8 protein-coding genes are annotated in these 12,791 nt (G+C 52.8%); 7 read left to right on the top strand and 1 reads right to left on the bottom strand.

What is annotated here, in order from left to right; genetic code table 11:
- The first annotated feature begins 173 nt into the window (after window positions 1–173).
- Window positions 174–962, top strand: coding sequence for a phosphate starvation-inducible protein PhoH (gene phoH / locus GA565_RS13695; RefSeq protein ID WP_055779925.1), 789 nt, complete (start codon window positions 174–176; stop codon window positions 960–962).
- Between the two features lie 121 nt (window positions 963–1,083).
- On the opposite strand, the gene chaA is transcribed toward phoH, so the two are convergent.
- Window positions 1,084–2,184 (bottom strand): sodium-potassium/proton antiporter ChaA, encoded by a 1,101-nt coding sequence (gene chaA, locus GA565_RS13690; protein WP_152198915.1) that lies wholly within the window; start codon window positions 2,182–2,184, stop codon window positions 1,084–1,086.
- 581 nt (window positions 2,185–2,765) lie between these two features.
- Between chaA and GA565_RS13685 the strand changes: the two genes are divergently transcribed.
- The 6 genes from GA565_RS13685 to GA565_RS13660 all read left to right on the top strand — a co-directional run bounded on the left by GA565_RS13685 (window position 2,766) and on the right by GA565_RS13660 (window position 12,304).
- Window positions 2,766–4,310, top strand: a complete 1,545-nt coding sequence (locus tag GA565_RS13685; RefSeq protein WP_152198914.1) for a carboxylesterase/lipase family protein — start codon at window positions 2,766–2,768, stop codon at window positions 4,308–4,310.
- Window positions 4,311–4,509: 199 nt separating this feature from the next.
- Complete coding sequence (locus GA565_RS13680; protein ID WP_152198913.1) at window positions 4,510–5,040, top strand: GNAT family N-acetyltransferase; 531 nt, start codon at window positions 4,510–4,512, stop codon at window positions 5,038–5,040.
- On the top strand, window positions 5,037–7,124 hold the full coding sequence (locus tag GA565_RS13675; RefSeq protein ID WP_152198912.1) for a hydantoinase/oxoprolinase family protein: 2,088 nt from the start codon (window positions 5,037–5,039) through the stop codon (window positions 7,122–7,124). Before GA565_RS13680 ends, GA565_RS13675 begins: the two co-directional genes overlap by 4 nt.
- The gene (locus tag GA565_RS13670; RefSeq protein WP_152198911.1) at window positions 7,114–9,111 is read left to right on the top strand and encodes a hydantoinase B/oxoprolinase family protein; all 1,998 of its coding nucleotides are present in this window, start codon (window positions 7,114–7,116) and stop codon (window positions 9,109–9,111) included. The genes GA565_RS13675 and GA565_RS13670 overlap by 11 nt, the downstream gene beginning before the upstream one ends.
- Window positions 9,112–9,167: 56 nt before the next feature.
- Window positions 9,168–10,715, top strand: a complete 1,548-nt coding sequence (locus tag GA565_RS13665; RefSeq protein WP_152198910.1) for a PLP-dependent aminotransferase family protein — start codon at window positions 9,168–9,170, stop codon at window positions 10,713–10,715.
- A gap of 128 nt (window positions 10,716–10,843) precedes the next feature.
- Window positions 10,844–12,304 carry an NAD-dependent succinate-semialdehyde dehydrogenase gene (locus tag GA565_RS13660; RefSeq protein ID WP_152198909.1) on the top strand — a complete coding sequence of 487 codons (1,461 nt, stop codon included), beginning with the start codon at window positions 10,844–10,846 and terminating at the stop codon, window positions 12,302–12,304.
- Window positions 12,305–12,791 lie beyond the last annotated feature (487 nt).

Raw genomic sequence — 12,791 nt, 5'->3', positions numbered from 1 at the left:
AAAGAAATGGAGAAGCCGGTTAGTTATTAACCGACTGCATTTTATTTCCTCTTCACGTTATTCATTGGCTCAACTTGGTCTAAAAGGAGACCAAAACCTAATCTGTGTGTGAAACATAACTGTGCGGGCCTTAGGCCTATAGCGTTAAGTGAAACAAACTGTAAGGTGCCACTATGGGAAGACAAAAAGCAGTGATCCAAGCTCGTCGTGAAGCTAAACGTGTTATTAGACGTGATTCACGCAGTCACCGCCAACGCGAGGAAGAGTCAGTGACCTCACTAGTACAAATGGGCGGTTTGGAATCTATCGGCATGGCTCGCGATTCTCGCGATACCTCCGCTATCGAAGCGCGTACGGAAGCTCAAGGTCATTACTTATTAGCCATAGAGAATAAGCAGTTGATTTTTGCCACAGGCGAAGCAGGTTGCGGCAAAACGTTTATCAGCGCTGCGAAAGCGGCAGAGGCGTTAATTCATAAAGAGATAGATAGGATTATAGTGACCCGTCCGGTGTTGCAGGCCGATGAAGACCTCGGTTTCCTGCCCGGTGATATTTCTGAGAAGTTCGCTCCTTATTTCAGGCCGGTTTACGACATTCTGGTTCGTCGTCTGGGTTCATCTTTTATGCAGTACTGTCTGCGACCGGAAATAGGGAAAGTTGAAATTGCGCCATTCGCCTATATGCGCGGGCGTACTTTCGAAAACGCAGTGGTTATTCTGGACGAAGCCCAGAACGTCACTGCCAGTCAAATGAAAATGTTCTTAACGCGTCTCGGTGAAAACGTGACGGTTATTGTTAACGGGGATATCACGCAGTGCGATTTACCACGCGGCGTGGTGTCAGGACTTTCGGATGCGCTTACTCGCTTCCAGGAAGACGAGATGGTCGGCATCATTCGCTTTACCAAAGAGGACTGTGTGCGCTCAGACTTGTGCCAACATGCGCTGAACGCCTACTCCTGATAATACACCCAGTTTACGTTAATCCTGTAGCAGCAGCGTAAAGAAGAAAAGGCCGCCAATTTTGGCGGCCTTTATTATTAGCAGTCTTGTCAATTAGCTATTCAAATAAAGCGTCTCAACCTCAGAGCATAATAATCATCATATAAGCACAGAACAGCGCCAGGTGAGCGGTACCGTTGAGCACATTAGTACGTCCGGTCGAGAAAGAGATCTGGCACAGAATTAATACTGACAACATCACCACGATATTGGCAGGTTCGAGGCTGAACATCAGCTGCTGTCCGGTCAGGGTGGCGATAATGGTTACCGCAGGGACGGTCAGCGAGATAGTCGCCAATACTGAACCAAAAAACAGATTCATCGCGCGCTGTACCTGATTCTTCAATACCGCTTTTAATGCGCCCAAACCTTCAGGTGACAGGATAAGCAGCGCCACCAGGAAGCCGGTAAACTGCGCCGGTGCATTGAGTTCGGTCAGCAGCATTTCCAGCGGATTAGCATTAAATTTGGTGACGGCGATAACCAGCACCAAATGCACCACCAACCACAGGGCATGGGTCAGGCTTTTATGTGAAGACGGTTTACCATGAGGAGTATCGTCGTCTTCATCTTCGTGTTCGTAAACAAATAGGCTTTGGTGTGTTTTAGTCTGAATCAGCAGGAAAACGCCGTACATGGCCGCAGAAATAGCCGCGACAAACAGTGCCTGAAGAGTCGTAAAATTGCCGCCTGGCAGTGCCGCAGGCAGCACCAGCACAATAATGGCCAGCGGGAATATCGCCATTAAATACTGTTTTATGCCACCCAGATTAACGTACTGAGTCGCGAACTTACGGCCGCCGAGCAGCAGCGCAAAGCCAACCAGTCCGGACGTCACAATCATAATGATTGAAAATAGTGTGTCGCGCATCAGGGCGGGAGCAGCATCGCCGGTTGCCATCAGTGCGGATATTAGACTGACCTCCAGGATAACCACCGAGAGGCTTAAAATGAGGGAGCCGTAGGGTTCACCGAGGCGATGTGCCAATACGTCGGCGTGTCGCACAACGCTGAAGGCGCTGGCAAGAATACCGACTAAAGCGATGGCATTGATGCCGACCACGTAACCAAAGTTGCTGCTGTTGCCCCAAAGCATCAGAACTACCAGGGCGATAATAGGGAAAATCAGGGAATACTCTTTATGACGGGATTTTTGCTTGTGTTGGTCCTGTGCTGACACCATGGTGGAAATTTTCCTTCTATATGATGCTGCTCGCTAAGGCATAAGGTGAAAATAGCCTTGACGAAAAACATTGCGCCGATCCGAAAGAGAGAACGATACCTCTTTAATAAATAACAGTAATTTCGTGTTACATTATAGCCCATAAAACATTCAAAGGATAGTAAAAATACAACTCATGCACAATTTTGTGTATGTCTGTCATTTATGCCAGTCATCTACTTAAAAATTCAGGTATAACTCAGTTAATAATTTATTTGTAAAAATATTATTAGTATAAAAAACATATTGTTGAACGGTAATTTTGTTGGTTATTTGCTTTTGAAAAAATATGTAAATTAACTTGCTGGTTGTTGTCTTAATGAGATTTTTAAAACACTGCTGCCCGCAACGCGCCGAATTCTGTCAAAAAGCGCTATCTTCAAGCGTAGCAGCTAGAATCAATAGATGCGGTGAAACTCAATGACCTGACAGAAAGGTGAAATAAACATGCCTTATCAAAGCAAAGCGTCGTTACCCGATGCAATATGAAATGATGACAATTTGCAGCCCAAATAAATGGGTTGATGAGATAAGGATTCAGTATGCCCAACCAGCAGTTTCTCGCTAACGATGACCCCTCTTTGGTCAACACCGATTCCGGAACAGTCGCGGGAGAATGGGAAAACGGGATTGCAACTTTCAAAGGCATTCCTTTTGCCGCGCCGCCGGTTGGCAAACTTCGCTGGCGTGCGCCGCAGCCAGCGGAAAAATGGCAGGGGGTGAGGGATGCTCGCCTCTTTGGTCAATCAAGCTGGCAAAACCGGGAATACTGTACGGCCGTCGGTGGGGGCGATCCTGGCGTGTTCAGTGAAGACTGCCTGTATCTCAACGTGTGGACGACATTACCGAGCCGTGAGCAGAAGAAGCCGGTGATGGTGTGGATCCACGGCGGCGGTTATACCATTGGATCAGGCGGCCTTTCTCCTTATATTGGCGCTCCACTAGCGTCACGCGGTGTGGTATTGGTGACACTCAACTACCGGCTAGGACATCTAGGATTCTTTGCCCATCCTGCGCTGGACGCTGAGTATCCGGCGGGCGAAGTGGTGAATAATTTCGCCTTGCTTGATCAGATTGCGGCCCTGAAATGGGTGCAGAACAACATCGCTGCCTTCGGTGGAGACCCTGATAACGTGACGGTTTTTGGTGAATCTTCCGGCGCCCGCAGCGTGCTTTCGCTGTTTGCCTCGCCTTTGGCGAAGGGGCTGTTCCAGAAGGGGATCGCGCAAAGTGCCTACACGTTACCTGATACGTCGCGGCGGCAGGCATTGGGCCGAGGTGAGTCCCTGGCTCAGCATTTTGGGCTGGCGCATGCCACGGCAGAGCAGCTACGTGAGCTGCCCGCGGACAGCTTTTGGTCGCTGGATAAAAATTTAAGCATTGCACCGGTACCGATTGCTGGCGACAGCGTGCTGCCCGCGCCGATGATGGACGTTTTCAAAGCGGGAAAACAGCATCCGCTACCGCTGATTATCGGCAGTAATAGCGATGAGGCCAGCGTACTGAGCTACTTTAATATTGACGTAGCCACTGTGGTAAAAAGGGTAAGAAAACAGCATCCGCTGGGCCTGAGATTAATAAAATGGCTTTATTTCGGCGTCAAAGACGACGGTGAATTGGGCCGTCAAATCAGCCGCGATATGGCATTTACCACCATGGGCTATGTCGCGATGCTGGCTCAGTACAAGGCGGGTGCACCTGGGTGGCGTTACTATTTTGACTACGTGTCAGAGAATGCCCGCACGCTTTGCCCCAACGGTACTTGGCACGGCAGCGAAATCCCCTACGTGATGAACAATATGCATTTGATTGAAAGCTCTCAGGTGGTGGGGGGCGGATTTACCCCGCAAGACCAAGCATTTGCCCAAGTGGTGAGTGAATATTGGCTCAATTTTGCCCGCCACGCTGTCGGACAAAGCACCCACATTGAGGGCGATATACACTGGCCAGTCTGGAAGCCGCGTGGTGATAAAACGCTGCGTTTTGGCCATCAGGGACAAATAGGGTTAAAGGTCGAACAGCGCTTTATGCGCCTGAGACTTCGGCTTTTTAGGCTGTTGATGACTAAATTGGTGAAATTGGATTAGCGATTTTCTACGCGATTCTCCGCCGGCCGCCGACGAGGCGCTTCATAGAGGAGAGGTAGGGGATACAACCTGACATTCTGGTCATCGACCCCAACTCTCTGGCTCCATCGAATGACACTAGCTGGCGCTAACACCGCCTAACTTTCTGTGGTTTAACTGTATGTAGAAATTCTACACAGCAATCAGACAGGGCAGCGGCATGGATTGGGGCATAGAAGATAAAATTGTTGAATGGGCGCGCGGTGGGTATGTCATTAGTACCGATCGCCACCGGTTAGATATTGATAAGGTTCATTATTTTCTTTCAGTCCAGTCTTCCTGGGCAAGAGGTCAGTCGCGGGAGACCCTGCTGCGATCCATTGCTCACTCGATAGCGCTGGGCGTCTATTATCAGGGACAGCAGATTGGCTTCGCCCGCATCGTCACTGATTTTTCCCGCCTGGCCTACGTGATGGACATCTTCATCGACACACATTTTCGCGGGCAGGGCGTTGGCACCTGGCTGTCCGAGGTGGTGCGCAGTCATCCAGACTTATCCGACGTTGCAAAATGGATGCTCACTACCCGTGACGCGCAGCCCGTTTATCATCGCGCCGGTTGGAACCTGGTCACTCACCCGCAGAACATCATGGAAATCACTCCCGGCAATCCCGCCGGACCTGCCTCGTCGAGATGCGCTGAAACCTGTATCACCGTCAAGCCCTACATCGCAAAAGGAAACACACCATGACTTACCGAATTGGCGTAGATATCGGCGGGTCGTTTACCGATTTTGCCGTGCTTGATGAGCGCGATAACAGCATTCGCACCCTTAAGGTGTTATCACGTCCCGACAGTCCCGGCAGTGAAATCACCACTGGCTTAAGTCAGTTGCGTGATAACTTCGGTATTGAGCCTGCCGAGGTGCACTACTTCACACACGGCACCACGGTTGGGGTGAACGCGGTTATTCAACGTAAAGGCGTAAAGCTGGCGCTGTTCACCACTGAGGCCTTCGAGGACGTGCTCGAGCTGGCACGGTTGAAGATACCGCATATTCACGACCTGTTCTCCCGTCGCCCCGAGCCGCTTATCAGCCGTGATCGGGTGTTTCCTATCAAAGAGCGCACCGACAGTCAGGGGCGTATTCTGCAGCCGGTTGACCCTGCGTCGGTCATGGCCGCCGTGCAACAGGCCAAAGCACTGGGCTGCGAAGGGGTTGTGGTGTCATTTTTGCACGCCTACCGCAATGGTGACAACGAAGCGCGGGTGCGCGAAATGATAACCGAACTGGCCCCAGAGCTGCTCACCTCCTGCTCCGGTGAAATCTGGCCCATTATTCGCGAATATGAACGCACCATCACCGCCACCATCAACGCCTACGTGCAGCCAAAAGTTATCAACTATCTCGGCGCTTTTGAACGCGCACTGAGCGAAATGGGTGTACCGGTGCCGCCGAGGATAACCAAGTCCAACGGCGGCGTGATGAGCGTTGAACAAGCTAAGGCCGAATGCGTGCAGATGATCCTCTCCGGCACGGCATCTGGCGTTATTGGCGCCGGGTATATTGCCGATCAGTGTGGCTACGACAAACTGCTAAGCCTGGATATCGGCGGCACCAGCGCCGACGTCGCGGTCATTATTGACGGAAGACCGGAGTACGGCAGTGGCGAAACCATCGGTGAATTTCAAATATTTATCCCCTCTGTTTCCGTGACCTCAGTCGGACAAGGGGGAGGATCGTTAGCGTGGATAGACCGCCTCGGCGTGCTGCAAGTCGGTCCCGACAGCGCAGGTTCGCTGCCAGGCCCGGTGTGTTATGGACGCGGCGGCGAGCAGGCCACAGTTACCGACGCCTTTGCCGCCTGCGGTTTGCTCGGCCACGGGGCGTTAGGCTACAGCGCCGTTAGCGTAGACAGTGAGGCTGCTCGCCGCGCGATAGCATTGCTGGCAAAACCGCTGGGAATAACGATTGAAGAAGCGGCAGAAACCATTATTCAGTTAGCGGTTTCAAGTATGTATAGCGATACCAGTGGCCTAATTTCGCGCTTCGGGATCGATCCTCGCGAGTTCTATTTTTTGGCTTTTGGGGGAGCGGGACCGATGATGGGCTGCTATTTGGCACGCGAACTTAATATGAAAGGCGTGGTGATACCGCCGACGCCGGGCGTGCTCTCGGCGCTTGGCGGTCTAATCGCCGACCTGAAAAACGATTTTATCCGCACCCTGTATCGAGACCTGAACGCCAGCGCGCTGAGTGAAACGCTCGCCGCCGCGGCTCAGCTCAGGCAGGAAGCCGAGGGGTGGCTGCGGCGCGAGCACGGAGCAGACTTACCCTACAGCCTGCTGTTTTCAGCGGATATGCGCTATCGCGGCCAGTCGTTTGAAATTGAAGTGCCGCTGCAAAACGACTGGCTGGAACTGAGTGAACCCTCCGCAGAACGGCTGGCTTGGATAAGTGCAGCCTTTAACCAGCAACATCTGAAAATTTTCGGCCACAGCGACGCCACTGCTGCAATACAAATCATCAATCTACGGCTGGTGATCAGTTCCCCCACCGCGCGTCCTGCCCTTAAAAAACGGGCTTACAGCAACGAGGCCATCGTCCCGCAGTCCACGGCCAGTGCCTGGGTGGATGGCGCACAGCGTGAAGTGCGGGTGGTGCGACGCGAACAGCTGCTTGCCGGTCAATGTTTTGCAGGCCCGGCCATTGTGGCGCAGGACGACTGTACCACCTGTGTGCCAACCGGTATGCAGGTTGACGTCGACACCTTTGGTAACTTGATCATTACCCCGACAACCCAACGCGTTGAGGAGTTGCAGCATGGCTATTGATGGACGCAATTTACAAATTCTGGCCAATTACTGTGCGGCGGCGGCCGACGCGATGGCCTTTACGCTGATGCGCACCGCCCACTCAACGTTTGTGAAAGAAACCGAAGATTTCTCCTGTCAGATAGTGACGCGAGAAGGGTTGGCCTTCGCTTCGCCGCGCAGTTTTGGTGCACCCTGGTACGGCGGCATCGATTATGCGCCCGTTTTAGCGCTGATCGAAGACTATCAGGAAGGGGATATTTGTATCACCAATGATTCCTATGCCGGTAATGTGGCGACCCATTCACCCGATATTCATATCTGGAAACCGGTTTTTTTTCAGGGCCAGATTGCCTGCTTTGTGGTGGGACATATCCACAATACCGACGTTGGCGGCGCGGTACCGGCTTCTCTGTCGCGTTCGTTAACTGAAATCGTGCAAGAGGGATTACGCATCCCACCGCTAAAAATTATTTCAGGAGGCAGACTCAATGAAGATGTGGCACGGATTATGCGTCTTAATGTTCGTGCACCGGATCAGAACTGGGGCGACTTCAATGCACAAATCGCCTCGGTCAATATCGGCGAACGCAAGGTTCACGAGATTATTGCGCGCTTCGGCATTGAAGATTTTTTGCATGGCGTAGACGGTATTTTGGACTACGCCTGTCAGCAGGCGCGCAACATTATTGCCACCATTCCAGACGGAGAGTATTTCTATGCCGACTATGCTGACGAAGATACTGACGGCGGTTATCCCTGCCGTATTGCAGTTACGCTGCGCGTTACAGGTGACACCCTTGAGTTGGACTACACTGGCAGCGATCCGCAGCTCACGTCCTCATTAAATATGCCGACCGGCGGACGTGAAAGGCATCCGCTGGCCTTGGTCGGGGTGACCTACGTGCTGTCTACGCTCGACAGTCGGCTGCTGCTTAATGCCGGAACGCTGCGGCCAACGCGAGCAATTTTGCCCAGCGGCACAGTCATGAACTGCGAAGCGCCCGCCGCCGTGGGCATGCGTTCGTTAACCTGTGCCGTGTCGCAGATTGCCACGCTCGGCGCGTTTTCGCTGGCGGTGCCCGAAAGGCTGCCCGCCAACTCACCCGGCGGCAACTCGATTGTTAACATTAAAACTGTCGATGCCCAGAGTCGCACTGTGGTGGCATCAATGGGGCCGGTTGGTGGCGGGGCGGGCGGTACGCCGCGTCACGACGGGCCTGACGGTTCGGGCGGACTTTCGGCATTTCTTAAAAATACCCCAGTAGAAATCAATGAAGCAGAAGTGCCTATTTTGGTCCGCCGCTATGGGCTGTTCCCTGACAGCGGCGGCGCGGGGCGCTATCGTGGCGGCATGGCAACGGTGATGGAATTTGAAGTCACCGCGCCCAATACCGTGGTGACCGCACGCAACCGTAACCGTTCGGTGTTTGCCTCGGCCGGTGCAGTCGGTGGCAGTGCCGGAAAAAACGCCAGCTTCCAGACGAATCCCGACACTGAGCATAAAATCGAGCACGGGAATATCGACGTCATCAAGTGTAATCCGGGCGATGTCGTGCGTTTAATTGGCCCCGGTGCGGGCGGTTACGGTCCGGCACGAGAACGCTCACCGCAGAGTGTTCTGCGTGATGTGCAGTGCGGTTTTGTCAGTCTGGAAGGGGCGCGCCGTGACTATGGCGTGGTTATACACGACGGCGCAATTGACGCTTTTGAAACGGAAATCACCCGCAGCAGCATGCCCAATCAGGGCAGTGGACACTTTGATTATGGCCACGCCCGCCGCGCGTTTGAAACAGTATGGACCCGCGCCCGCTATGCGTTGCTCACCGAATTTTTGGCATCAATGCCAGTCGTCTGGCGACATTTCCTTAAGCATCAGGTGTTTGCCGCCGTCGCCGCCGTGCCCGCGCCAGAGAGTGAAGAGGCGATGAGCGAACAGATGGCTGACATCTTGCATGGATTATTGCATAAGTTCCCGGCCATACGCACGCCACAGCCCGCAGGTTAACGCTTGTAAAATCATCTCATTATCATTGATAAAACAGACTGTGAGGAAAGACTCGAATGCTCAACTTATCGGTTCCCAGCACGCTTGACCGCAGGTCGCACGGGTCTTTGCAATCAAAGCTGCGCGAAAAAATCTCTGAGGCGATCGCCAAAGGGGATTTTGAACAGGGGCAAACGCTGCCTTCAACCCGCGCAATGGCCGAACAGTTAAAGATATCGCGTAATACTGTCACGCTGGTGTATGAGGAGCTTGCGGCCGAAGGCGTGCTAATTTCCGAACAGCGGCGCGGCTTTTATGTCGCGCAGGACGCCGTTTCGCGGCTGCCGCAGAGTCGGCCTCCTGTTCCAACGGCGGCGTCGGTGGACTGGGAGAGCAAGCTGATGATCAATCCGGCTGCGTTGGAGCACATTACGCATCCTCAAGACTGGCGCAGTAAAAAATACACCTTTATGTATGGGCAGCACGATCGCTGGATTTTCCCCATTTCCAGCTGGCGCAAGTGCAGCCGTGATTCGCTGTCATTGCATGACATGTATGACTGGACCGTGGATTATGTTGATGAAGACGATCCGGTGCTGCTCGACGCCTTTCGCCGTCGGGTGTTGCCGCGTCGCGGGTTCAGCGCCTCGACTCAGGAGGTGCTGGTGACCGTGGGCGCTCAGCATGCGTTGTTTTTGGCCATTCAATGTTTGATTCGCCCCGGTATGGTCGTGGGGATTGAAGACCCTTCTTATCCAGACGTGCGTAACCTGATGATTTTTCACGGCGCAGTGCTGAGACCTTTACCGGTAGATGAAAATGGATTGATTATCAGCGAGGCGTTAATAGGTTGCGATGTGCTGTACGTGACCCCGAGTCATCAGTCTCCAACCACCGTGACGTTGTCACATGTTCGGCGCAGCCAACTGCTGAAAATGGCCGCAGAGCACGATTTCATCATTATTGAAGATGATTACGACACCGAATCACGCTTTGGCCGCGTGCCTTCAAGCGCGCTGAAATCAATCGATAGCGAAGGCCGCGTGGTGTACGTCACCAGCCTGTCGAAACTGCTGTCACCTGGACTGCGGGTCGGTTTTCTGGTCGGGCCGATGCCGTTCATCCGCCAAGCACGCGCACTGCGGAGGATGAGCATTAGGCATCCGGCGGCCAACAATCAGCGTACCGTGGCGCTGTTTCTTAAAGGTGGCTATTACGAGTCGCTTTTAAAGCGCTTTCATGAGGAGTACGAAGGGCGGTGGCACACTCTGCAACAGGCGCTCACGACGTTTATTCCCTTGGCCAAGGTCGCCAGTTCGGAGGGCGGCAGCTCGGTGTGGCTGCGTTTTCCCGAATGCATTAATACTCACGAACTTTCGCAGCGAGCCTATGCGCGCGACGTTTATATCCAGTCGGGTGAAAGCTATTTCCTCAACACTCGTGACGGACAATACCCACGCCCGACCCACTTTATGCGCATCGGCTTTTCATCAATCCAGGTAGAACATATCGCCGAGGGCATTGCGATTGTCGGGGGCGTAGTGGACGAGATGCTGGCGGAATATTCCCAGCAATGTGGCGTGAGCCTGACCCAGAATCCATCGCCAAACCCGCTAAGTGCTTAATTTCATATCTTGTGCAGATACCGCAGATTCTGCCGTCGCCAATGGCCCATTCCCCACAAAAAATTCGCCGCAGGCTGTAGAGTAAATCTCACGCCTTTTACCGACAGCCCGCGCCGATTGGAGAACACATGTCGCCATTGCCTTTACAGGACTCGTCACTTTACCGCCAGCAGGCATTTATCAACGGTTGCTGGGTTGATGCGCGCAGTCAAGAAACGATTGAAGTGATTAATCCTTCTACCGCCGAGGTGATTGCACGGGTGCCAGCCATGAACGAGCAGGATACCTGTGATGCAATTCAGGCGGCAGAAAGTGTTCGCCTGCCGTTTGCCGCGACCAGTGCAGCAGAACGTGCCGCGATGCTTGAAAAGTGGCATCAATTGATTTTAGACAACACTGAAGACCTGGCGATGTTGATGACCGCCGAGCAGGGCAAGTCGCTGGAGGAGGCCCGTGGCGAAGTCCGTTATGGCGCCAGTTTCGTTAAATGGTTTGCCGAAGAGGCGCGCCGTATTTATGGTGAAACCCTTCCCGCACCGACCCGCGACCGCCGAATTTTGGTGCTTAAACAGCCGGTAGGTATTGCCGCTGCCATCACGCCGTGGAACTTTCCGATTGCAATGATTACCCGCAAATGTGCCCCTGCGATTGCTGCTGGGTGTCCGGTGATTGTTAAACCTTCCGACTTAACCCCACTTTGTGCACTGGCGCTGGCTGAACTGGCATCGCGTGCCGGAATTCCTGCCGGTGTGCTGCAGGTGGTGACCGGCTTGCCGCAGGGAATTGGTGGCGAACTGACCCGCAATCCATTAGTGCGTAAACTGTCGTTCGCCGGATCGACCCGCGTGGGACAATTGCTAATGCGCCAGTGCGCCGATTCGGTTAAGCGTCTGAGCTTTGAGTTGGGAGGCAATGCACCGTTTATCGTGTTTGACGATGCTGATATCGAGCTTGCCCTCGCCGGTGTGCTGGTCAGCAAGTTCCGCAACGGCGGCCAAACCTGCGTCTGCGCCAACCGAATTTTGGTGCAGCGCGGCATCTATGACCAGTTCGCGGCCCGGCTGGTAGAAGAGACAAAAAAACTCAAAGTCGGTGACGGTTTTGTCGCAGGAACACAGATGGGACCCTTGATTAATCAGGCGGCGGTCGAGAAAGTTAATCGCCATATCGACGACGCCCTCAGTCAGGGCGCGCGGGTACTCACTGGCGGGATCGCCGCTGCTAACGGCAACTTTGTGCAGCCCACGGTGCTGGCCGACGTAACCGCCAGCATGCTGATTGCCAACGAAGAGACATTTGGCCCGGTAGCACCGCTGTTCTGTTTTGACGATGAACAGCAGGCCATCGATTTAGCGAATGCTACGCCATTTGGCTTAGCGGCTTATTTCTTTACGGAAAACTTACGCCGTTCGTGGCGAGTGGCTGAAAAACTTGAATTTGGCATGGTTGGATTAAATACCGGTTCAGTGTCATTGGAAATAGCGCCATTTGGTGGAATAAAACTTTCTGGAATAGGGCGTGAAGGGGCTAAAGCCGGTATTGAAGAATATCTTGAAATGAAATCATTCCATATTGGTGGCCTTGATTAATATTCTCCCCAGTTGCCCCAGTAATTACTGTGGGAAGCGGCTAACCCGAAATGGGTAGCCGCTTTTTTTATGACTGAAAAATATCCTGCCGTATCAATGATTCACAAGAATGAAAAGTGTGCTTTCTCAGTGCGTTCATAAATTATCCATAAATAATAGCAGGTTAACAATTGGCCTGGGAAGTGTGATGTTTTCGTTGGTGCAGAGAAATAGATAAATAGATCATTCTGGTGCAGCGATGTCGGCACCCTTCCTCAAGTCGATTATCAAAAAACGGATTTAAGAAGTTTAAGGCTTTGCCACGGCATAAAACGTTTTTTGAACTCAGTATTCCGCATATTCCGTTTTTAATAATATGGCATGCTTTGTGCTAGGTATCTAAGGTAATAAGTTTTCCACCCGTGAATTAGGCAATAATCCTGCTGCCCTAATTGATGAATATATGCAGTTATTAATCCGTTGCCACCGTAGTGAACGTTAATTTTTA

The organism is Rouxiella sp. S1S-2 (assembly GCF_009208105.1).
Classification (GTDB): domain Bacteria; phylum Pseudomonadota; class Gammaproteobacteria; order Enterobacterales; family Enterobacteriaceae; genus Rouxiella.
Note: the sequence above shows the minus strand (reverse complement) of the source record. Positions and strands in the feature narration are given on the sequence as shown.